Annotated in this window: 21 protein-coding genes; 6 read left to right on the forward strand and 15 right to left on the reverse strand. The window is 33.6% G+C overall.

Annotation, left to right across the window (positions count from 1 at the left end; translation table 11 throughout):
• Positions 1-209: 209 nt before the first annotated feature.
• Positions 210-1676 (reverse strand): protein adenylyltransferase SelO, encoded by a 1467-nt coding sequence (locus tag V1503_RS06920; protein ID WP_410625817.1) that lies wholly within the window; start codon positions 1674-1676, stop codon positions 210-212.
• Between the two features lie 245 nt (positions 1677-1921).
• Positions 1922-4654 (reverse strand): GTP-binding protein, encoded by a 2733-nt coding sequence (locus tag V1503_RS06925; protein WP_410625819.1) that lies wholly within the window; start codon positions 4652-4654, stop codon positions 1922-1924.
• A gap of 217 nt (positions 4655-4871) precedes the next feature.
• Between V1503_RS06925 and V1503_RS06930 the strand changes: the two genes are divergently transcribed.
• Entirely contained in the window at positions 4872-5315 is a 444-nt protein-coding gene (locus V1503_RS06930) for an SRPBCC family protein (RefSeq protein ID WP_410625821.1), read from the forward strand.
• A gap of 166 nt (positions 5316-5481) precedes the next feature.
• Here V1503_RS06930 and V1503_RS06935 read toward each other — a convergent pair whose 3' ends face one another.
• Positions 5482-5673 carry a YwbE family protein gene (locus V1503_RS06935; protein ID WP_214480569.1) on the reverse strand — a complete coding sequence of 64 codons (192 nt, stop codon included), beginning with the start codon at positions 5671-5673 and terminating at the stop codon, positions 5482-5484.
• A gap of 56 nt (positions 5674-5729) precedes the next feature.
• The gene (locus V1503_RS06940; RefSeq protein WP_410625824.1) at positions 5730-6326 is read right to left on the reverse strand and encodes a GNAT family N-acetyltransferase; all 597 of its coding nucleotides are present in this window, start codon (positions 6324-6326) and stop codon (positions 5730-5732) included.
• A gap of 372 nt (positions 6327-6698) precedes the next feature.
• On the opposite strand from V1503_RS06940, the gene V1503_RS06945 reads away from it, so the two are divergent.
• Positions 6699-7355, forward strand: a complete 657-nt coding sequence (locus V1503_RS06945; protein ID WP_410625826.1) for a hypothetical protein — start codon at positions 6699-6701, stop codon at positions 7353-7355.
• Positions 7356-7732: 377 nt separating this feature from the next.
• Here the strand turns inward: V1503_RS06945 and V1503_RS06950 are convergent, their stop codons facing one another.
• A complete protein-coding gene (locus V1503_RS06950) occupies positions 7733-9814 on the reverse strand; it encodes a choice-of-anchor J domain-containing protein (RefSeq protein ID WP_410625828.1) in 2082 nt (693 codons plus the stop codon).
• A gap of 760 nt (positions 9815-10574) precedes the next feature.
• Complete coding sequence (locus tag V1503_RS06955; protein ID WP_410625830.1) at positions 10575-11660, reverse strand: tetratricopeptide repeat-containing glycosyltransferase family 2 protein; 1086 nt, start codon at positions 11658-11660, stop codon at positions 10575-10577.
• A 776-nt stretch (positions 11661-12436) separates the two neighbouring features.
• Here V1503_RS06955 and V1503_RS06960 point away from each other — a divergent pair.
• Complete coding sequence (locus tag V1503_RS06960; protein ID WP_410625832.1) at positions 12437-12985, forward strand: hypothetical protein; 549 nt, start codon at positions 12437-12439, stop codon at positions 12983-12985.
• A gap of 117 nt (positions 12986-13102) precedes the next feature.
• Here the strand turns inward: V1503_RS06960 and V1503_RS06965 are convergent, their stop codons facing one another.
• Positions 13103-14491 (reverse strand): sensor histidine kinase, encoded by a 1389-nt coding sequence (locus V1503_RS06965; RefSeq protein WP_410625834.1) that lies wholly within the window; start codon positions 14489-14491, stop codon positions 13103-13105.
• Positions 14484-15158 (reverse strand): response regulator transcription factor, encoded by a 675-nt coding sequence (locus V1503_RS06970; RefSeq protein WP_410625836.1) that lies wholly within the window; start codon positions 15156-15158, stop codon positions 14484-14486. Before V1503_RS06970 ends, V1503_RS06965 begins: the two co-directional genes overlap by 8 nt.
• A 748-nt stretch (positions 15159-15906) precedes the next feature.
• On the opposite strand from V1503_RS06970, the gene V1503_RS06975 reads away from it, so the two are divergent.
• Positions 15907-16974: an MBL fold metallo-hydrolase gene (locus V1503_RS06975; protein ID WP_410625838.1), complete on the forward strand. Its 1068-nt coding sequence runs from the start codon at positions 15907-15909 to the stop codon at positions 16972-16974.
• Between the two features lie 102 nt (positions 16975-17076).
• On the opposite strand, the gene rlmD is transcribed toward V1503_RS06975, so the two are convergent.
• The 4 genes from rlmD to V1503_RS06995 are packed head-to-tail and all read right to left on the reverse strand — an operon-like array spanning position 17077 to position 20494.
• Positions 17077-18510 (reverse strand): 23S rRNA (uracil(1939)-C(5))-methyltransferase RlmD, encoded by a 1434-nt coding sequence (rlmD, locus tag V1503_RS06980; protein ID WP_320209026.1) that lies wholly within the window; start codon positions 18508-18510, stop codon positions 17077-17079.
• An 11-nt stretch (positions 18511-18521) separates the two neighbouring features.
• Positions 18522-19394 carry a DNA-3-methyladenine glycosylase family protein gene (locus V1503_RS06985; RefSeq protein WP_410625841.1) on the reverse strand — a complete coding sequence of 291 codons (873 nt, stop codon included), beginning with the start codon at positions 19392-19394 and terminating at the stop codon, positions 18522-18524.
• Between the two features lie 39 nt (positions 19395-19433).
• Complete coding sequence (locus tag V1503_RS06990) at positions 19434-19985, reverse strand: ribonuclease FAU-1 family protein (protein ID WP_410625843.1); 552 nt, start codon at positions 19983-19985, stop codon at positions 19434-19436.
• Between the two features lie 35 nt (positions 19986-20020).
• On the reverse strand, positions 20021-20494 hold the full coding sequence (locus V1503_RS06995) for an 8-oxo-dGTP diphosphatase (protein WP_410625845.1): 474 nt from the start codon (positions 20492-20494) through the stop codon (positions 20021-20023).
• A gap of 557 nt (positions 20495-21051) precedes the next feature.
• Here V1503_RS06995 and V1503_RS07000 point away from each other — a divergent pair.
• Together V1503_RS07000 and V1503_RS07005 are read left to right on the forward strand one after the other, a co-directional pair.
• Positions 21052-21939 carry a DUF4097 family beta strand repeat-containing protein gene (locus V1503_RS07000; protein ID WP_410625847.1) on the forward strand — a complete coding sequence of 296 codons (888 nt, stop codon included), beginning with the start codon at positions 21052-21054 and terminating at the stop codon, positions 21937-21939.
• A 190-nt stretch (positions 21940-22129) separates the two neighbouring features.
• Complete coding sequence (locus V1503_RS07005) at positions 22130-22525, forward strand: VOC family protein (RefSeq protein WP_410625849.1); 396 nt, start codon at positions 22130-22132, stop codon at positions 22523-22525.
• 97 nt (positions 22526-22622) lie between these two features.
• On the opposite strand, the gene V1503_RS07010 is transcribed toward V1503_RS07005, so the two are convergent.
• The 3 genes from V1503_RS07010 to V1503_RS07020 all read right to left on the reverse strand — a co-directional run bounded on the left by V1503_RS07010 (position 22623) and on the right by V1503_RS07020 (position 24349).
• Entirely contained in the window at positions 22623-23147 is a 525-nt protein-coding gene (locus V1503_RS07010) for a GNAT family N-acetyltransferase (RefSeq protein ID WP_410625851.1), read from the reverse strand.
• A 268-nt stretch (positions 23148-23415) separates the two neighbouring features.
• Entirely contained in the window at positions 23416-23709 is a 294-nt protein-coding gene (locus V1503_RS07015) for an antibiotic biosynthesis monooxygenase (protein WP_410625853.1), read from the reverse strand.
• A gap of 157 nt (positions 23710-23866) precedes the next feature.
• Complete coding sequence (locus V1503_RS07020; RefSeq protein ID WP_410625855.1) at positions 23867-24349, reverse strand: XRE family transcriptional regulator; 483 nt, start codon at positions 24347-24349, stop codon at positions 23867-23869.
• Positions 24350-24564 lie beyond the last annotated feature (215 nt).

Raw genomic sequence — 24564 nt, forward strand, 5'->3', positions numbered from 1 at the left:
CTATGGACAGCTTAGGATTTAAGATGGTCCCGTTTTTTGTTTACTACAAGATAAGCAAGATACAGATACATATTTGTAATTTAATAACATATTTGCCAGACGGCAGAACCTTTTAAAAGTTCCACTAATATGAGATTTTCGACACTTATTAGTGGAACTTTTTTAAGTTTTATTGAGGTTTTAATATCAAAACCGATTTCGCCACCCAATCATGTACCACAAAACGTTCGGTATGGTTTGACTGATGGGTCTGGTGGTGTGCTATATTCAATCTGTTCCGAAGTGTGGTCGTATGGGTTCGAAAGGACGTGTAGTAGTCGCTGCATCACGCTATAATCTCCTCTTTCCACTGCTGCATCAAGCGCATCCTCTACCCGATGATTGCGGGGGATGATTGCAGGATTATTACCCTTCATCAACTGTTTCGATGCAGCGCTCGATTCTAGTTGCCTTTCTAACCTCGCTTGCCACCTTTCATACCAAGTAACAAATTCCCCTGTCTTAAACATCACTGTATCCTGTAAAGTATCAAAAGTTAATGCACGGAATGTATTCGTATAATCAGCACGGTTCTCTTGCATCATCTTTAAAAGATCTTTAATAAGAATTTCATCCTGTTCCTCTTCATTAAATAGCCCAAGCTTTGCTCTCATACCTGAAAGCCAATGACTATAAAATAAATCATTATATGCTGAAATCTTTTCCTGAGCGATGTCAATTGCTTGTTTCTCTTTAACATGTAGTAGGGGCAACAAAGATTCAGCAAACCTTGCGAGATTCCATCCGCCTATCATTGGTTGATTACCAAAAGCATAGCGTCCTTGTGTATCAATCGAACTGAACACCGTAGCTTCATCATAATGATCCATAAAGGCACAAGGACCATAATCGATCGTTTCTCCGCTAATCGTTGTGTTATCAGTATTCATTACTCCATGGATAAAGCCAACAAGCTGCCATTTAGCAATAAGTGAAGCTTGGCGCTCGATTACTTCCTGAAGTAGTGCAACGTATCGATTTTCATCGGCACTGACATCAGGAAAATGCCGATCCAAAGTATAATCTGCTAGTATTTTGAGTTCTTCAACTGTACATCCATTCCGAACGTATTGAAAGGTACCAACACGGATATGACTGGCAGCGATACGAGTTAATATAGCACCTGCTAAATCCGTTTCACGTATAACTGGCTCACCAGTTGTTACTACTGCCAAACTACGTGTAGTGGGGATATTTAGAGCATGCATCGCCTCACTAATAATATATTCACGGAGCATTGGTCCAAGAGCTGCACGACCATCACCACCACGGGAATATGTTGTCTTACCTGAACCTTTTAGCTGAATATCAACAAGCTCACCTTGAGGTGTATGCTGTTCGCCTATTAGTAAAGCCCGACCATCCCCCAGCATAGTAAAGTGCCCAAATTGGTGTCCTGCATAAGCTTGTGCAATAGGCTGAGCACCTTCAGGAACATCATTACCAGCAAATATCGCGAGCCCTTCTTCACTTTGTAGTTCCTGGACGTTCAACCCTAGTGTAGCTGCAACTTGCTCGTTAAGTATTATTAACTTAGGTGATCGTACAGGGTTTAAGCTTAAACTAGAGAAGAATGACTTCGGTAAACGAGCATAACTATGATCTAGGCTCCATCCGATTTCTTTTTTACTTGTCATTGTAACTCCTTTGCTATACTTATTTTTTGTAGTCCTTATTTTTTTACAAACAAAGTACCCTCTTTTTCTATCACTGTTTTCACATTGATTATAGTTTTTCGGTAAGATTGACAACTGTATAAAGTTACAGTTTTCAGTTCTCATTTATTAATAGCAGCTATATTCACAAAAATCGCCCTGCCAATAACACTTATGTTACGTTTTAGTATAAATCTAAAAACGATCAGTAGCACCCATCAATCATTTTATTTATTTTTTATTAACCATTCCTGTAGTTTATGTCTTAAAGTAAATAACGATACAGGGTCATCTACTAATTGCGGATTTGATCTCATATTCATTAACGTTTCAGTGTTTTGGTCAATTTCTTGTTTCATCTCTTGTAAACTATCATCTAACACTCGATGCGGTTGTGTAAAGAAAGATGATATATCCTCTGCTAATGATTGTTCAAACCAATTGAACCTTTCTAGCAATTGATTTGTAAAGGCATCAGTTACATCAAGGTAATCTTCATTTTCAACAAAACTTTTGTACTTATTATATATCATTTCATTATTTGGCTGCAGCATTCCAAACAACTTTCCAGCACTCTTTAGCATCATCTGAGAAGGAGTTCGTCTTAAAAAGATATTCTGCTTTGTAAAATTTGTTTTTACTGCCAATCTATTAGCATCTCTTCGCCAATCATCTAATAATTTGAAGTCGCATTCTAATTTCACTTTTTCTTCTTCATATATTTTATTAAATTCAACACTCATTTCAGTTAAAAATTCCTGACTATCTCGTAGTACTTCTCCCGACATTTCAACCCATTGTTCAATGGAATTGCGTAATTTAGGTAAAGTTGTTTGTTCAATATATTGTTGTATCCTCATGTTCATTTCTTCATTAATTTGATGGTGGATCGTGCCTAAATCACTAAGCTCACTAATTATATTTGAACATTCTTTTAATATTCTTGGAATATTGTCTTCCAATTCTGCTCTATACTCTTCTTTACGCGATCTGAACATATTTATAATCACTTGTACTTTTTCTTTCTCTATATCACTTAATTGGTTAATTGCCCCATTTAGCTTCGATACCATTTCTTCTTGTGATTGTATTTCATTCGTTAACGCTTGTTCATTCTCAATGCGTTTTTGCAAAATATAAGTAATCGTTTCTCGAATATAATAGAGAATCTTTTTCGTACGTTCATGCATGAGCTTTTTATTAGTTAAACCTGATTTCACCGCGTTCGCTAATTCATTAAAGTTCGATTTGTTCATTTCATGTTTCGTGTATGAGAAAATTCGAGCATTGGGGAAATACTTGTGAATGATAGCCTTAGTATCCGCTATCGTTTCTTCATGAATATCCTTATAATAATCCCTTTCTACTGTCATTGAAACAAAATGCACAGGTAAAGATGGATTCCTTTCTTGTAGCTTAATTAACAATTCCACCTCTTTTTCTGTCAAAATGTTGCTACTATCAAGAACAAAAATTAATGAATCTGCAAGTGGTAGATATTTCAACAACATTTGGTTATGACTTAAGAAGCCTGGCGTATTCATCATTGTTATTTGATGTTGTTGTAGAAATGTTGATGGTAGCTTAAAATCAAAGATGGTATTCGTGTCAATCGAACCAAAAGAAAGCGTTTGATGAAATTCACTTAAACTTGAAATTTCTTTTACAGCCGAATCCAAAACCTCTTTGATTTCCTTCTTCTCTCCATTGTTAAATACGACAAAAGGTGTAGATCGGTTCTCTGCTAAAACATGATCCCCTACCAAGGAATTGATAAAAGTAGCTTTCCCATTTTCAAATGCACTTGCAATTAGCACACGTTGTGTTTGTAAACTTGTTAGTTCGTTTACAAGCCACTTCAAACGATTACCTACATGTAACGAGTGTTGGTCTGACCAAGTTAAGATGTCATCAAATAAAGTTAAACTATCCTCAAGTCCGTTCTCATACAGATGATCTGTTAAAACGTGTTGTTCACATTGTCGAGCAATATCAATTGGGATGTCACCATTAAAAACCTCATTCCAAGATAAGATCGCTGCAGACACAAACATTGCTTCATTATCAGGTGTAATATGTTTCCATACGTGCAAATAGATAGGGACAAGTTTAGCTAACTCTTTAATTGAATATGGCCCATGCAGAAAATCTATATATGATTTCTTATATAGTTCACTTAACTTCTCCCACTTACGAAGTTTGTTGTCTTCATCATCCTCTCCAACTAATATCTCATTAATCACTGTAATCCAAGCAAAATAGTATTCCTCGTCTTTATAGCTCATCCAAAGTGATTGGACCATTGACTCAAAATGAGATAAATCAATTTGGTACAAAATAAGCAAAGGTTCTTTAAAAAGATCGGGGTTTATTGATTTTGCCCAACCTTCATCTATGTATATCATTAAAGTGTTATACCACTCGATTGATCCTAATCGTACTGCTTCATTTTTTGCAAGCTCAATCATGCTAAAATAATCTTCTTGTTCCTCAAAATAATTTTGAGCTAACTTCGTTACATTCGAATAATCTGGGTTAAATGCAACAGCATCTCTAATAGCTTTATTCGCTAACTGTGTATTTCCTTGGTCAATATAAAGAGTATGTAACTTTAAAGAAATTTCTGAAGTAAGTGTATTAGAGGTTGTTATAATTGAAGAATAAACATGCTCAGCCTCAGCATACATCTGTAATTCAAGGTATGCATCTGCAATATTTTTCTGAGCCCAAGGTTTAAGCTCATTTTCAACCTTTTCCCATTTAAAAATGGCTGCTTCGTAATCATTACTTAAGTAGTAAACCTCCCCTTGAGCGTACCTAATAAAGGATAACTCAGGCTGTTCACGTTGCTGCTCGTTAACAAAAAGCTCACCAAGCACACGAATAGGATAACTTGATTGATAATCTCCCATAAAAGTCTCGTAATAAGACTTATTAATTAATTGTTGTTCTACAGTCATGACATTCCTCCGATGTATTTATTGCTAAGCCATATAGCCAAAACTGACCGCTGTTACTGTATTCTACCAAAATTCTTAGCAAAGTAGATTTCAATACACTTTCATTTTTGTTACAAACAAAGAGAAAACTGTAATGATTCACAAGAAATGAATAACTTATTAACAATTTATGTTAATGTAATACTATAGATTAATAACAGAGGGGAGTGCTTGAACAGTGTTAACAATTCACCATAAAACATATATTAAAAGTCCAAAAGAAGTAGTATATAAAACGATTACTTCTGCTGATGGCTGGAATGCATGGTTTACAGACCAAACATCTTTACATATGAATGCGGATGGTACAGGTGATATTCGGTTCAAATGGAGTAATTTCGGAATTGAAAATGCAAACCTTGAAGATGGTGGAAAAATAGTTGAGAGTATACCTAATAAAAAATTTGTTTTTCAATGGTCACCAGGAACAACACACACTACAGTCACTCTTAAGTTAGAGCCATATAAAGAAGGCACATTGATTGACCTCACAGAGACTGGTTATGCTAAATCGGATAAAGACCTCAAGGCATGTATAGGGTGTGCAACAGGTTGGGGAGAAGCACTTACCCTATTAAAGATATACTTAGAAGAAGGAATTGTTTATAAACAGGATTTATAAGCAATAGTTGAAATTGCAATAGTATAGAAGTATCATCCAGTTAACTTAATATATTATTGCTATTTATACTATACTAGACGACGGTTTATGGATATTCCATCGTTACTAAGTTGAACAACTACCACATACATTAGTTGAAAACAATCCCTGTGAAAACAGTCTATTTTTACAAAATTCTCTGCACCCTACCAACTTGACCATCAATTAACCTTACTTTAATACCATGGGGGTGATGAGGTGAGTTTGTTAGAATATCTTTTACAATACCTCTAGTTAGTGCTCCAGTCATTTGATCTTTTTTTAACACAATCTCTACTTCAAGCCCTCGTTTAATGTTTGACCTTTGTTGACCGTTCATTGTTATCACCCGTTCTCCTTTATTATGTAATACGATGTTTGCAAATTTATTACTAATTATATATGATCAATAAGATTTTTTTCAAAGCAAGTACATTCATGAACTCTTTTGTACTTTGCTTTTATATTGTCTTTATTATCACCATTATAATGGGAAAAAGCTTGAACAAGGTGTAATGCTGGCACTTTAGCTGTTAATGTATCTTTCATTTCTAGACTACCATCAATATACACATGCAAATAAGATTCTACATCTATAAACTGATTTTTTTTGTACCATTTATGCACCCAAGGGTCATCCCTAGTCCATGCTTCTAAGCGATTTAAGCCTTTTTCTATCGCTATCTTCTCTGCCTCACATAATAGTAAATTACCAATACCGTTCCTACGAAAATCAGGATGAACAGCTATATGCCAAATCATTCCTCCTAAACCGACTCCTCTTGAACATACTGTCCTTTCCACCAATTCGTACTCAATGTCTATTAATCCAACAATTTGACCTTGTTTTACTGCCACAAGTTCAATTACAGGGTTGTTGTACGTCTCTTTTTCCCTTATTACATTATCAAAGTAAGCTGTGTCCAAAAATGATAATACTCTACACCTTACCCAACCTGCTTCGTCCTTTGAAGTATAGTTCCTAATATGCATGATTTCCTCCTATAAATATTCATGAAAGTCGTCCATTCGACTATGAATGTGACGAGAGGGAAAAACTTATCAATACTTTATACTTTGGTCTTTATTAAAAGCTGTTTTCGCATTTATTGTTGCTTTTCGTTCTAAAATTTAAACACGTATACATCTATGGTTCGTGGCATCTTTTCTTTTAATAATTATAATATCTTATAAGACTTATCTTACTGTCCATTTTTAAAACAAAGTTTAAGATAATAGCCTTATAAAATTATCATAAATTTATAGAACGATCGATAGAATGAGTACACTATGTTAAAATAAATTCTACAGTTACATAGATAGTTATTTACATAAATATTAACAAAATCATTGGTGGTGTGAACTATGAACAAGGAACAGAAGGATAAGCAACTTACTGTTACGAGTGGCAAATTAAAAGACTTAGACGCCCAACTAGAAAAGTTAAATATTCGCGGTTCTGTTACTATTCTTCAGGATGTAAACGTTAAAGTAATATCATCACATGGATCTAGCTCATTTCACTCAAAAATTGTTGCTGATCTCTTAAAAAATGCGGGTTCTTGTGTAATAAAAGGGAATTTTGAAATAGCTGAAATAGAGAATATGGGCAATTTACATATTATGAATGGAAAAGCACAAAAGATTGTAAGCTCAGGCAGTGTTACAATTGATCAAAAACTTCAAACAGACGAAATGAAATGTAAAGGAGTCGTGTTTGCAAAAGAGTTATTTGCAAAGCAATTTCACATCAAACTATCAGCCAAAAGTCATATAAATAAGTTAATTGCTGAAGAAATAATTGTGGAACGAGATAGAAAAACTATCCCCTTAATTAAGAAAAAACTAGTAAGCAAGTTTATTAAAGGGGAATATATTAATCTTTCTCATGCAGAAATTGATGTTGTTGAAGGGAATAATGTAGAAATCGGCAAGGATTGTAAAATCAACACACTATATTATAAAGAAGGCTACAAAATCTCTCCAAACTCTCAAGTCTTACATATTAAAAAAAGCGGATAGAGGCATTGGATTTGAAACAAATGCTATTTCGTTACTTATATTAATCATCCCTATATTATATGTAGCGCTTACGCGAAGTGCATTCATTTCCGCCTTACTGGTGTTTTACGATCTTTCAACTCTGATCACACTCAATTGACTATTTGTACTTGATCGACATATTCCAGTTACCCTAAGTATTCCTTCCTTTACCTTTCCTTGTTTCTTGCTCGTTTTTGTTCGATGTATGTCAAAGGCTTTATATAATGATTGATATAGATGTAAAGGTAAGAAAATCCTATACACTTTAGTTGGTATGTATAGAAGAACATAACCTTGATAAAAACAAAAAGAACTAAGCGTTGCGCTTAGTTCTTTTTATTTACATGGTACAAACTCTAGTTACCGTTTTTGTCTTTTTTTGAATCACTTTTCGTAATAATTTCGTATGTGAAATCAACGAAACCTTTTGTACCAGCAGGTGGTGCATACCAGATGATCATATAGTTTTTACCGTCTTTAAATAATTGACGTAATTCTAATGCATCTTCGTCATTTACATTAAATGGTTCTACATTGACAACTTTATACTTTTTATTCTTGCCATCTTTACCAACAGCTCTTTCATTAATGAACGTTACAGCATAATCAACATATTGTCCTTTTACTTCATTGATTGATTTTAAACCATCTAATGAGTTTCCATCATGAACATAGTCGATTTCTGGTATTTCGATATTATCAATGAACCAACCTGAATCATTGTATCCCCAGTCAGTCATATAGCGGAAAGCAACTAAAATCTCTTGACCAGCGTAATCAGAAAGATCAAATGTTTCTTTTTGCCAATCATCATAATGCCCAGTAAATCCTGGAAGATTTTCTTTAATCTTTGGATAACCTTCTGTTACGATATCCGAACGAGTATTTTCATTTGCTAGGCTTGTCCAATTTTCGCCACCATCAGTTGAAACTTGTACAATCCCAAAGTCCCATTGTTCTTCAATATCAATATAATTATCGAATTGCAACGTTGCTTCGTTTACATTGCTAAGGTCAGCTTCTAAAACGATAAAATTATCTGCTTCATCACCTTCGCTTGCCCATAATACTTCATTACCTGACCCTAATGGATCTTGAGCTACTTCCCAAGGAATCGGAAGGAAATCAATTCCATCAAAGTTAATTGTACGAATCTTATCATCTAATTCAATAACTTTGAAGTTTCCTCCCCACGCTGGAACACCATCCTTTTCGAAAGCAGCTGCAGATTCAAAGTTCACCTGTAGATCAATGCTTTCAAATTCATAGATTCCATCACCTGGTTGGGCGCTATCAATAACTAATGCTGTGTTAAATCTACTAAATAGTTCAGGAAAATCAATACCTGTATTAAATGCTGACAATTGGTTGTTTACACTTTCTATACCATTATCTTCATCTTTGATTAACTCTTGAATAAACTCTTGTCCAAATTGTTCACTTAAGTAAAGCTGTAGTAAATACGCTTGACCGTAATCTGCTAACGTTTCTGGAGCCATGCCAGCTGCTAGAAACTCATCCCACTCTACAAGTGAATTTTCTGGGTGATCTAAGAAATAATTAACATGACCCATCGGATGACCATAACCAGTTAAGTACTCTGCATAATCAGACATACCCTCATTGATCCAGTTCTCTTCATCACTATCATTATCATCATGAATTAAATGTTGATATTCATGCGCAACCGTTCCTAGGAAACCATCTAATCTATTTTCCCAATCTAACGTATCAATTGTTATAATATTACGGTCAATATATGTTTCAAATAGAGAATAATAAAACCCTGCAGTAAAAAATGGATAGTCTGGATCATTGAAGTTTTCATCAACGATGTTATCCACTAACATGATGTTTTTACCTTCTTCAGATAGATAATAATCTTCAGGTAAATCAAGAATTGCTGGTAATTGAGCTTGCTCTCCAGTTAAAAAGTCTGATTGTCCGAAAAACTCTGTTTCTACTGGATAAATATTATTATCAAATTCGTCTCGTAATTTATCAACTTGTTCCTGAGTAACTACGTGAGCTGGTCTTGGGTCTCCCTCTGGGAAAGAAAGGTCATCTGCAACCCATACTTCTACATTTTCGCCGACACTGCGGAGAGTAAATGTTTTCAATTGTAAATCTTGGTTTAGGAAATATTTAGTACCACCATCAAATGAAAAAGTACCTTCAGAAGAATTTTCTGCATCTACTTCCTCACCGTTTAAATTAATGTTATCAACTTGAGCAGCAATTTCTTCTCTAGCCTTTTTTAAAAAGCCTTCATCCTCAGCTTGTGCTCGTAATTTTGCTCCGATATCTAAAACATCACCATATCTCTCAGCATTCCAATCTTTCGAAGCTGCGCTCACTTGAGCCCCACTCAAAGAAGGTGTAAGTAAAGACAGTGTTAGTGCTGTTGCTGAAACAGCTGAAACTAGCTTCTTTTTCATATGCATTCCCCTCTCTTTTTCTCTAAAACTTATTTTTAGTTATGTACAAATGGTAATAATTGAAGAAAATTGTCGTCTGCAATCGCTATTATACAATAGTATTCTAAAGTTTTTAAATAGTTCAAATATATTAGTTTTTAGAGTTTTCTGCATTTTAATAACAAAAAATAGTTCTAATGAATTATATTTATTGTATTTTTTGTAATACTTTGAAATTATAACTATTTATTTATCATTTTTTTTCTACTAAAAAACACATTAAGTATTACCTTCTTATTATCATGGAACCATGGCGTATTGTTGAAAAAGGTTTTTGTACAACTGTACCACCATAGAATAATTAAACTAATAAGAAGCCTCCTACAATTAACTGATGCCGGCTAATTGTGAGAGGCTTAATATCTTACATTACAGAAAATGAAACACAACGATATTCCATTCTAAAGTAAAGGCTCTTTTCGGACACTTTGTTGCTTTTTTATTTACATTTGAATAATTGATGTGTATTAAATGTTTTTTATAGTCTTTTGAGAAAAAAAGGTGTCATGAACTCTAGTTGTATACGTGTCTACCTCTTAATATGAAAAAACAACAGTTAATGAGAAAATAGCCTTACTAAATGACAACAGAAAAATGATGTATTAGGCGGATATTATCATTTTATAGAAAAAAAAGTGTCACAAAACTATACAGTGAGTACATATTTATTTCTCCATTGCGCAAACAGGCAAAGTACACATCTGTATTCATCAACAAATATTCAATTATTATGATTAGTTATTTTATGAAAAAACTGATTATACTCCTTTACTACAGAACTGTCAGGTATATAGTTTGCTGCCAAGTCGTTATGCAATTTCGCGTTTTGATAATCCTTTAAATGAATATAGCAGCTACACAACTCAAGGTGAGGAAGCCATGTGTAACAAGGTTCCTGAAAGATTGTTACACGATCCTCTAATTCTGGGATATCAAGATTAGTAGCTATTTTATACCAGCTTATCGCCTGAGTTATTTCGTTTTTTATTTGAAAACAATATGCTAATCTACAACACATTTCTGCTCTCGGAGAATCAATTGTAAAAGATGTTAAACAATACTCAATTGCCTTTTCATAATCTTTTAGACTAATATAAGTATCCGCAAGCTTCCAACATGCATAGTTACGAAAATCTTTAGCCTGATTTTCTGTGGCTAAAAAGGAGACGAATAATTCAATGGCTTGATCAAATTGTTGATGATCTAAGCATTCATTTGCATAATGAAGCACATCCCTCGGAGGTAACGTTTTCTTTTCTGCAATGACTTTTTCGTATATTTTTATGTTGCGATCTGATTTTGTTCGAACTTTTTTATGCTGAATAATAATATTTGCTTTAAATACTTTACCTGAAACTTGAATTTCCTCATGAACATATCCATGCCATTTAAAATTACATTCCTTCTTCACTATCCGATTACGATAGATTGTTAAGATCGGTCTTCCCTCTGAGTCAAAGCTATATTGGTAAGGCATCATGATCGCATCAGGGTTAAGCTCCAACAGGTTTTTCTTTATTTCAGCAATTTTAAGTTGACTTTCATTAGGTACAATATCATCAGCATCAAGCCACATAATATAATCTTTCGTAGCTTTTGAGAAGGAGTAATTTCGAGCCTTTGAGAAGTCATCTATCCATTCAAAGTCATAAATTTTATCAGTATATTTCATTGCTATTTCCTTCGTTCTATCAGATGATCCAGTATCAACAATTATAATTTCATCCATTAATTCGGCTATAGAAGATAAACAATTATCTAATACTTCCTCTTCATTCTTTACAATCATACAAAGGCTAATTTGCATGCTTTCACCTCCGTTTAGAGCACATTGTTGCTATTATTTTATGATCTACGGTAGAAGGTGTTACAACGGAAAAACAGATCTAGAAGTGAAGGTGTATATTTGAATCCTATACATGCAGTTTGAAAACCTTATGACATTAACATCTAATCAATTCAGCAAAGATTTTTAATAGGAAGTTACCGCTCTGTTTTTACTAGCAAGTTCGTAAAATACGCAATTATAATAAACCACTAATTTTCTCCTCAAAGTTAACAAGATTGCTTGAGACAAACCACATAAAAAACAAACAAAAAGTAACTTCAAAATAAGGAATACTATCACTTATTGAAGTTACTTAACTCATTATCTGTATACAATCCATCATCATTATTTATGATACTAGTCCAAAAAAGTATCCAAAATAATGAATGATTTTTTATAAACTCTTCAAGCAGTCACTTCTTCATGCTGATATATACACCTGATCGAAACTATAATGCGATTCCTTGCATCACGTATTAAACTTGTTCAAATTATTGTATGTGCATGGAAGAAAGAAGTGTTTACTCGATAGTATGAAAGGTTTAGACTTATCTTTTTAGCTCGATTCGTTCAGTAAGAGTCGGATAAATCGATAAGCTATATACCTTTATACCAGTCATAATAAAACTTCGATAAACTTTGTACAGTTCTCAATAAAATGCACACTTAACCCACACATGAATTACACATGAAATTCATATTGAAATGTTTTAATACACTTGTAAGAAAAATTTTCAAAAGGAGAGAATACTAATATGAAATTTTTATCTTTAGCAATTGCAGGTGGTCTATTAACTACAGGATTAGGAGCTTCAGGAGTATATTTAACTGAAGACGAAAACTTAACAACGGAAGAAAAATTATTACAATATGGTACTGAGTTCGAAGGGGGAACCCAAATAGCTATTAAAGATATTCCTCAAGATCTATGGAATGAAATAGAGGCTACTAATTCTATAGATGAGCATAACTATCAACTTTTAGAAGTTTATGAAGACGACAAAACAGGACTCCACTTTGTACAAGACCCTGAAACAAAAGACTATTTGCACAAGTTAAAAACACTTAAAACAGATATCAATACAGGTGAAATCTTTGACGCTGAGACAGACGAATTATTAACAAAGCCTTCAGAAATTGTTGAACGATTGTGGGTTGAGGTTGAAGGAGGAATACAAATGTCTAAAGATGATGTTCCAGAAAAACTCATGAATCTTTTAAATGATGAATTAGGCCCTATTGAAGAAGAATATAAACTGATCCAAGTTGATCCAGAAACAGGAGAGCCTATTGAAGAAAACTAAAGTAACCAAGTTGATTTAATATACAAATGTCCATAGGAGCAATGAACCGAGATTTCTCCTATGGATATTATAATTAGAAATGCTACTTATACCAACTAAACCACAATACATATTTGGTTATACTGGAATATTAATCGTAAATAATACGCCATTCTTCACATTTTTTAATTCATATTGTACATGGATAATATTAAAAACTCGTTTTACAAGATACAATCCAATACCTGTACCACCAGAATTACGATTCCTTGACTTTTCCAATCTATTAAATGGCTCAAAGATTGTTTTTAAGTGGTCTTCTTCAATGAACACACCTGAATTAAATACAGCTACGTTAATATTTGTACCTTCCTTCTGACAAGAAATTTGAATTTCTGCTTCATTAGGAGAATACATCATCGCATTATGAATAACATTTCTTAGCCCTTTTTCTAAAAGGTTTTTATCCGTTTGAACGATTATATCAGGATCAATTTCTAGACTTACATTTAATTTTTTGTCAGATGAAAAATAGGAAAAAGAATAAACAATATCCTGTAAAGTTCTAGATATATTCACGTCAGTTAAAGATGGATTAAACCCTTCATTTTCGATTTTAGAAAGATTCAAAATTTCTTTAACAAGACCCTCAAGGTCCCCCATCACGTTCAAGCTTCGTTTCAAGTAACTATCGCGATCTTTATATATTCCTATACGATGAAGCATCCCTTCTAGTTGACCTTTTACGATCGTGATCGGGGTTTTTAATTCATGTGAAATTGCCGCAAATAGATCTTTTCTTTCTGCTTCAATACTTTTTACATGTTCGATGTCTTTTGTTAATAATTCATTTGCAATATGAAGATCATCTATTGTCCTTTGTAACCTAGATGACATATTATTTAAGGTTTCTGCTAGTTCACCAATTTCATCCTCTGCTTTATACTCACTTTTAGTTGAGAAATCTAATTTCGCCATTTTTTTCCCTACTGAGTTAAGTTCTAGTAAAGGCTTGGATAAAATTCTTGCATAAAACATAGCTCCTAAAATCGAAATGAGAAAAATGACAATGATTACATAAGGAAAAAACCTTAATATAGCACTTTGAGCTTCATCAACAGGCTGCAAGGTTTGAGAAATTTTAATAATATAATCTCTTTCTTTCAAAGAAATTGACTTCTCTAATTCATTTGTTTCTAATAATTTTTGGCTAAGATAATCTTTTGGAGCTGTAACCAAACCATAATCGCTTTTCGTATCTATTAAGTATACCATTGCATTATTTTCATCCTGATATTGTTGTGAAGCTTCAAAGAACTCTGGTAAAGTCTTACCTTCAGTCTCTTTAATTAAATCGGACATTGCAATTTCTAATCGATTCAATTTATAATCCTTATAATATCCTGGAAGGAAAAAATAAATTGAAAAGTAAATCATTAAAGAAGCACTTAATAGTAATAGCGTTGTTATAACAAAGATTTTGAAAACAATACCTTTATGTTTCATTTGACTAAAAAATTTACTCATTTATCTTATATCCTAGTCCCACAACTGTTTTAATGTAGTCACCGTTTATTTTTTTTCGGAGATTCTTAATATGGGTATCAATGACTCTTGTATCTGCATAAAAATCATATCCCCATAATTTATCAATCATCATTTCTCTCGTAATCACCTTTCCTTTATTCTCCATTAACAGTTGAAGCAATTCAAATTCCTTTTTCGTGAGGTTCACCAAACCATTTTCTTCATAAGCTTGGTAGGATTGTAAATCAAGAATTAAGTTTTCATATATGAGCTGTGTGCTTGATTTAACCTTTGTTCGTTTATTTCTTCTAAGTATGGCTTCTACTCTCTTAATAAGAATGTTAAAAGAAAAGGGTTTTGTAATATAATCGTCAATACCTAACTCAAAACCTTTAATTTGCTCAACATCGTCTTCTAAAGCAGTAAGCATAATTATCGGAACTTCAGACTGTTGTCTTATAAGTTGACAAAATTGAAACCCATCCATATTCGGCATCATAATATCCATAATAATAAGGTCTATGTCTTCATATTGCTGAAACATTGTAAACCCTTCAAGGCCGTCACTTGCCAATTTCACATGATACTGCTGTGATAATAGAAATTCGCTAATTAGTTCGCGAATATCATTGTCATCTTCAACGACAAGAATTGTAGGCATGATCATCACTCTCCCCTCATACATAAGCCAATTGGGCATCTTAAAAATATTATCTCATATTCATGTGTATTCTATGTGGAGTTGTCCATTTAATATATAGGAGTTTCAAAGGAAGAAAGATTATGATAAGTAATCGAATTGATTGTTCTATTTCATACTAATAAATAAACACCGATACAACTATGGTTTCGTAGCATCTCTTCTTTTATCATGATGATAATCTTATAAGGCTTCTTTTTACTATCGTAATTTTGTATAAAATAACAACAAAGTTTACGGAATGAGCCTTTTATTCCAAAGTAAGGTTTCTTTATCAAATAGCTTCTCTAGCCCTTTTAATCCTTCCATGTGCTTGTTTTACAGAAATCAAAAACTCAATACACTCCTATTGATGAAAAATCTATTATTTCAATTGCCTGAGTAAATAAGAAAAGATGTATGTTAAGCTCTTCAACAGTCTATTAATTTGCTATGGATACATCAGAATGTTGAGATCTCAGCATTTTCAATTGTTGTAGGACAATTCTCTTTTTTGGACATATGTGATTTCATTTCTACTAATCGTTTATAAGTCTACATTATGAGAACCTCGTGTATAGTTATATAAGGTGTTCCTAATTAACAAAATGAACACTTTTTTGTTCGTTTGACTCGAACATCTTGAGCATAATAAAAAAATAAATTCGCATAATAAAGACAGTGAAATTAGTCTTTTTTCACGTACCTAATTCAATTCAAAGAAAGGGTGTAAAACATGTCACAAAAACGACGGATTTCAAAAAAATTGATTGTAGTTTGTATTATGGCACTTACACTATTACAAACAACATATTACGCTCAAAGTGTTATGGGATACGAGCAGGAAACTGAAAGAAATGACATGATAATTAAAACAAATAGTAGTAGTGAATTAGAAGAAGACAGCCAAGTAGCTCCACTTCCTGAAAATGCAAAAGGACCAGCTATTCCCATGGATAAAGGGTATTTAGTCGAGGAAATAGGAGATGGAATTTATGCAGTAATGGATGGTATTTTCACGACGATGTTCCTCACTACTGGCAAAGGTGTAATAGCGGTAGATGCACCACAATCGCTAGGAGAGAAGTATTTAAATGCGATTAAAGAAGTAACGGATGAACCGATAAAATATCTCATTTATACTCATGCACACAAAGATCATATTGGTGCCGCATCTTTGTTTCCTGATGATGTAGAGATTTTTGCGCATGAAGAAACAGCAAAAATATTAGAGAAACGTCAAGATCCTAACCGTCCAATCCCTACAAAACCTTTTAAAGGTAGTCAGAAGAAGTTAAAGCTTGGTAACAAGGAACTTCTATTAGATTATATGGGGGATAATCACCAAAGAGGTAACATATTTATTTATGTACCAGATCAAAAAGTTTTAATGGCTGTGGATATCATTTTTCCAGGCTGGGTACCTTTTCGTTATTTAGCTCTTTCTGAAGACATCCCAGGGTACATAGAAGCACACGCTAAAATAATGGAATATGACTTTGACACATTAGTTGCTGGTCATGTTACGCGCTTAGGTACCCGTGAGGATGTACAAACTCAAATTGACTACATGAATGATGTACAGAAAAATGCAGAAAATGCTCTGAAAACCACTGACCTTAATGCAATTGGGCAAAATGTCGGCTTTGAGAACCCTTGGCACCTCATGGATGTTTATTATGATGAGATGATCAAATCTTGTAATGACGCGACCGTTCCAAAATGGATTGACAAACTAGGTGGAGCTGATATATATACCGACACTCACTGCTCCAAAATAATAGATAGTTTACGACTTGATTAATGAAACAATGTGAGGATGTATACAAGCCTCTGGAATATTATGATTAAAAGTAAAAGCAGCTTTTGCAAGCTGCTTTTACTTTTTGATGCCTTCTTACTTTTACTATTTATTCAACTCCAAGACTGCGACTGCCTCTACATGCCCCGTATGTGGGAACATATCAACTGGTTGAATATATTTTATTTTATAAAGTCTATTTAGCTTTTCAATATCTTTAGCTAATGTTGATGGGTTACAAGAAACATAGATCACTTTTTTCGGTTTAACCTTTTGAATTGTTTGTAATAACGCATCATCACAGCCTGACCTTGGTGGATCGACAACAATTGTATCTGGTTTCCAGCCTTCTTTGACCCATTTCGGTAGCAGTTCTTCGGCTTTTCCTTGGACGTAAGTAGCGTTTTTGTAGCCGTGTTTTTTAGCATTTTTATTTGCGTCTTCAATAGATTCCGCAATGACATCCATACCACGAATTTCTGCTGCACCCTCAGCCAACCATAGACCAATCGTTCCTACACCACAGTATGCATCAACAATTTTTTCTTTACCAGATAATGCGGCTGCTTTTTTCACTTCTTCATATAGCTTTACCGTTTGGATAGGGTTTAGCTGAAAAAACGTTCTCGCCGATAACTCAAATGATAAGTCACCGAGTGTTTCTTGTATGACTTCATTACCATGTATATGAACTGTTTTTTCTCCGAAAATGAGCGACGTTTTTTGACCGTTAATGTTTTGCATTATGGACTTTACTTCTGGCAAACGGTTTGTAATTTCTTTGATTAGCTGCTCTTTGCGAGGTAGCTTATCCGTTCTCGTTACAAGCACAACCTGTACTTCCTCTGTTTTAAAACCAACCCTGGTTACAATTGTTCTAATATCTCCTGAGCGTGATTTTTCATTGTAAATTGGTATTTGCATGTCTTGTAATATGCGTTTAATGACATTTGTCACTTTGGTTGTTGCTTCATGCTGAATCATACAGTTATTGATGCTCACAAGTTGATGTGAATTCAAGCCATACAACCCGGCAATAACATTTTGCTTTTGCATACCTAGTTGGAATTGGCTTTTGTTTCTGTAATTCCATGGGTCTTCCATACCGATGGTTTCTTTAATTTGAATTTTTTCAACAGGTACTTTTCCATAACGTTCAAATGCCTGTACTACGATATCACGCTTTTGTTTTAACTGCTCATTATAGTCAAGGTGCATTAATTGACAACCACCACATTTAACATATAAAGGACATGGTGCCTTAACACGGTGTGGTGATTTAATGCGAATTCTTCTAATAATAGCTTCTGCATATTTAGAATGAATAACCGATGCTTCGGCTAAGATTTCTTCTCCAGGTAAGGCTCCTGGTACGAAAACAACTTGTTTTTTGAAATACCCTACACCTTCACCATTAATGCCAAGTCGTTTGATCGTTAACGGGAATTGCTGACCCTTTGTAAGGGTAATTGATGTATCTTGTTTTTGCTGTCTATTTCGATTTTGTTGCCTTGAGCGGTTTTGTCGTTTCTGTTTCATTGTCACAACTCCTAAGAATTTTCAATACTACGCCATAAATACAATGAAGCATAGCTTAAGTATGGAGCCCACTTCTCACTTAATTCATCCATTTCGTCTTTAGTGGGCTTATCATCCAGTGAAAAATATTTTTTTAGTGCATTTTGAATACCTATATCTGCTTTTGGAAAAAGATTTTTCCTACCTAATCCAAATAATAATACATTTTGTGCTGTCCACGGACCGATCCCACGGATTTTCACAAGAGATGAAATAACATCTTCATCCGGCATGTTGCTTAGTTCATCTAAGTTTAGCTTTCCCTCAGAAATTAATCTCGATGTATCTATAACATATTCAGCCTTCCGCTGACTAAATTGTAATTCTCTCAGCATGTCATATGAAAGTTCTGCAATTTGTTCCGGTGATGGGTAAAACCAAACACCATCTACTTCACTTCCAAATGTTTTCACAAAACGCTCAGTTAGCGTAAATGCAAATTTTAAATTTAACTGCTGATGAATAATACATTTCATTAAACAGCCGTATAAATTAAAATCAAGAACAAGAGGTGTTCCACGATGTTCCTCAAATAACTTATTTAAATTAGTTTGTTTAAAGTGATCTGAGATTTTTTTTAGAGGAACATTCCACTGAAATAAGTGATTTATAATCTTCATTACTTCATCTTGAAGCGCACTTTGTTCACCACTTAATATAAAGCTTGGATGGTTGATAGTACCAATACTTCTCACCGTAGCGATAGTTCGTTCATCATCAATATAAAGTGGTATCTTTACCGTTTTTGCCTCTACATCAACTTGATTTAATGGATCTAGTGATAAACGTCCCAACACTCTATTAAAATCGTATGGAGGCGAAATGTCAACTTCTTTTCCCCACATAATTAACCTTCCTTCCTTTTTTATCATCGAATCTATTGGTTAAGTGCACCATCCATCACAATTTTTAAGCAAATGTTTATGAGCTACTGACAAATGAAGTAGCTTGAAAGAGCCTTCTTCAAGTTGTTGATGAATTCGTTTCGCTTCTTCCCAAGCCTTATCGTATAAAGTTTCATCTATTAATCCTTTTAATCGCGCATCTTCTAATTCATCAGCATCTTGCTGAAAAATTGCTCCAGATGGTAATACAATTAAATCTAAAAATAAATCATCCATATAAGGAATATTATTTTCTACACCATTCTTGTTACAAATATCTATATACCATTGAACAACTTCACCTTTTTCATTAAACATAGTAGTAACTGAATGATGTTTATTTAGCGGGAATTGTTGAAGCCAATTATAGCCCTCATCAACTATACAGACATTTTGCGTTCCATAACTAACATTTAATGGCTCAGTAACTTTATCAATTGTTAGTAAAGATATATGACCTTTAAAGTCTTTAGTATAAAGATAAGCTTGAGAATACCCACTTTTCACAATACGCTTCCAATTAGAGCGATCTGCATATTTACGCTTTAGCATTTTATTGTGCACTCCTTGAATTACTCTGAAAGGTTTTACGTTTTCTTAATACTAACAATACCCTCTTTATCACTTTCATTGTCCCATTCTACTTGTATTTCAAACGTACCCTCTTCAAAGAACAGAGGAAACCTTCTCCTTATTGAGTCTTGCATAGGAAGATTGTATGCTTCCTGTATATCTACCCAAACAGGACGACCTTCCCGAGATTCTTGTAGTAATTCACCTGAGAAATCATTCGTAAAATAATTAAATATCATATATCTATCTTTTTTATCCACATTAACATATTCATATAAACCTTTGAACTCAAGGTTATGTACAACAAGGCCAGTTTCCTCCTTGACTTCCCTTATAGCACTATTAACTATACTCTCAGGAAATTCAACCTTTCCACCGGGAGGTATAAATCCTTTAAAGCTATCATGCTGCCTATCCAATAGTAACACCTTGTTCCCATCTTGTATCATACAAACAGTCCAAATTTTATAGTTAATGTGGTCACTCATTAGAAACTCCCCCTACTAAGAAATGAAATTTTTTAATCAGCTGTTTGATATCTTAATTGAAGTATATTTCCTATAAAGATGATAGTCGAACAGTACATCACGGTTTTCTGACAGTATAACACGTTTTTTCGACAGTATAACTCCGATTTTGGACAGTAAAACATGTTTTTAGACTGTATTACATTGGTTTCGGATAAGTAAAACATATTTTTCTGACAGTATAGCATCGGTTTCGGACTGTACATCACGGTTTTCCGACAGTATTACATCAGTTTTGGACTTTAAGACACGCTTTTACGACTGTAAAAGAACTTTGTTGGAAAGTAGGACAACGTGTGGCAATATGACCAAATATCATTATTATACATGTATCGGATGAGTTTCTATACTTGACACACCATATAGAAATCCCCATTATTAGTTAAATTTGTTATAATTAATATAAACAATATGAAAATAAGTCCTAGCACAGTCTACACCGAAATATTGTTAGAATGGTTACCAATATAAAATTCTTAATTTTCAATATATTAAAGTATTTTTTGAGGAGTGAGTGTATGAATAAAATCTCATATGGAGCATCAATTTTATGGAAGAGGTTTGTTAAAGCGTCAGTTTCCACCATTGATAAGAAAATAAAAGATGACATGGTTGAATTGTCTGAGAAAAAATCATTTATAAGTGACGATATAATTCGAATAAAAATAAATTCTTGTTCTAATAACGTAAGGTTCATATGTTCAAATGACAATGAGATCACAGTAGAGCTAACAGGACAAGTAAACAGCAAATTAGCAGATAATTTCATACTTGATACAGAGGTCAATGATAAAGAATTAAATATTGCATTACGATCAAAAAAAACATCTCACATTGGTATAATCATTGATCTGTCTATTTTAAAAATAACAGTTCCTCAGAAACACTTCGATTCAATTGATATTGACTCATCGTCAGCCGATGCAGATATTGAAGATATATCAGCTAATACAGTTACATTTATTTCAGATTCAGGAAATATTAACGCTAATAAAATCATAGTAAAAGACACTTTATCTGTTGAAACATCTAGTGGCGATATTCATATTATGAATACGGAAGCTTCAAAATTTAATGTACGTTCATCAAGTGGATACATTAACACACGATATGTAACAGCCATGTTTACAAACAGTAAAACATCTTCTGGAGATATTAAATTAATCACAAATGAGCTTAAAGGTAAAACAACCGTAGAGTCAAATAGTGGTGATGTTTCAATTATATCTGATAATCAACCAGAATCGCTTAAAGTTGATTTTAAAAGTTCTTCTGGCGATGCAAATATTCGCTTACAAGGACTTACATATGATAAAAATAAACGTAATGCGGTCGTGGGAACCATCGGTAGTGGAGAGCATGAGCTGACTGTAAGAACTAGTTCTGGAGATTTTTCCTTAACATAAGCTTCCTCCCTCATTGCATACTTTAAGGTGATTTTTTTTGAGACTGCCACCTATGAATATTAGTAGTCAAAACAGTATGTGTACAACCAAAGTACGAAAAAATATTACTACTTTTGAGCAATGATAAATTGGATTAACCTAGATATACTAGTCTATAGGAAAGACTAATATATGAAACGGGGAAATTCACATGAAAAATTGTGTTCAGTTCAGAATAGCAAGACCTACGGACAACTTTGAAGAAGTCATTACATTTTATGAAGAAGGCTTAGGGTTAACAAGAATAGGAAGCTTTCAAAACCATGACGGGTACGATGGTGTGATGTTTGGCTTACCTGGAGTAGAATACCATTTAGAATTTACTAGACATGTTGAAGGGAGTCCATGTCCTGCTCCAACAAAGGATAATTTGCTCGTCTTTTATATACCTGATATTAATGAAATTACAGAAATAAAAACGAAGTTGGACTTAATGGGGTATCATGAGGTTGAACCAGAAAACCCATACTGGCAGGAAAAGGGGATTACTATTGAAGATCCCGATGGATGGCGAATTGTACTTATGCATTCACACGGTTTAACTTAGGATAACATTATTACTTATTAGCAAGTTTTCCACACAAACAAAATGTACCAGAGCTAACATTTAACTTGTTCTGGTACATTAGTTGAAACGAATCCACTCATTTTATCATCGAGTAAACATATGTATCATAAGGTCTACCATTCTGATATATATTATTTCTTAAAACGCCTTCTTTTTGAAACCCAAGCTTTGTTAATAGATTATTAGAGGCATCATTTTCAAGGAATACAACTGCGCCTATTCTAGTTAGATCAAGTGAATCGAATCCATAGGTAATAATTTTCCTAATGGCCTCTGATGCATACCCTTGCCGCCAATAAGCTGGATTAATTTCAAAACCTATTTCAGCCCTTTTGTATTTAGGTAACCAAGCATTAAAGCCGATTGTCCCAATGATTCCATCAGTGCCCTTTATTTGTATCCCCCACCTAACCCCCCTTTTTTCTTTATAATTATTTGCAAAGAAGTTTACTATATTTTTTGCTTGCTCTATACTCACTAACGATTCCTGCCCATAATACCGTGTGACATCGTCATTAGAAAAGCAAGCATATATTCCTTCAGCGTCCGCTTCTGTAATTTCTCTTAAAATTAATCTATCAGTTGCTAATTCTGGAAACACATCATCACCTCTTATAGATTTTACAATTAAATTTCGTTTTCTCTAATTTACTTTTCATCCTTTATTAAAAAAATTCAAAATAATTCTGCTAACAAGATTTCACCTCTTGCCGGAATACCTTTTTATGGATATAAAGGTGTTTCAGGCTTCTTTTCTCATTGCGAAAATATCCTTAGGAAATTACTATCCTTCATTTATCCATGGTGCTAGATGGGATGAGCTTTATTATAATCACCCTTTTTATAAGCTCCTTCACATTTGTATTCATTCAAAGCCTGCCATAATGCTGATGAAGTCGCTCTATACATTTCTCCCAAGCTGGAATGCTATCATTTTCCCAATTCACCTTTTCTAATTCGTCTGCAATTTTCCTTGAGATTTTCATGGCTTTTAGATGACTTCCTGCATTTCTATAGTTTTTCATAGCACCTTCGTTTTCCCAAACAGTTAATGTCCAAAAAGTATCCCATCCTTCTTGATGCAATGAAGAATGCAGCAACCCATCAGCTTTTTTTACTTGTCTTGTTGATTTGTATGTATAAAAAAAGAAGATAGGTAACATTCTTTTACCCCTCAGATGAAGTCTAGTGACAGAAATAAACACTTTCCCACCTCTCGAGTATGTATTTTCCTATTTTTCTTTATTTTCTCATATTTGTTTTAAAATTTCTACTAGAACTAACACCGTCTATTTTCTTATGATAGGATTTCTGACAGCTCTATACACGAATTTTTTCTAAAAAAAGATTTATTTCGCTTTCTTCAATATTTTCTAGTTGGTCCAAAAAAGTATCAATTACTGCATTTAACTGATCATTGTCAGCATTTAACATAGTCGTTAAACGGAGAATTCTGACCTGCTTCGCTTTTTCCTTTTGAAGCTCAATTAATTTCTCCTTCAAAATTATAGAATCCTCTTCCTTAGTTGCTTTATTTACCTCAAGCATTTCCACGTCAATTTTCGTTATTGGATCAAGAGGTTTTGCAAACTTTTTCTCATTGACTAATACATCAGCAGGAACTGCAAAATAGTCACATAAACTTTTTAACCTTTCATTTGGTATAGGTCTACGTAGTTTAATCCAGTCAGAAAATTGTTGAGGTGTAATATTTAATTGCTTTCCTATTTGGGTGTAGGATTGCTCGTTACGAACAACTAAGTATTCTAATACGGTTTTTGAGTTTAATAGCCTCTGATACACATGATTCACCTCATCTTAATTTTTTTCGATTGTAATCGTATAAGATTTCAAAGTCAACTTCAAGTAATTTTTACAATTTCTTCATACATTTATATTTGACATATTTTATGTCTGTGTTATATTTGACATAAATTACGTCAATTTAAACTAAGATTTATATGAGCAAGTACCTTTTCTTCTTGCTTACTTAGCTGGTCAGCAAAACTATAACCTTA

This window comes from Nanhaiella sioensis (assembly GCF_046557775.1).
Taxonomy (GTDB): domain Bacteria; phylum Bacillota; class Bacilli; order Bacillales; family SM2101; genus Nanhaiella; species Nanhaiella sioensis.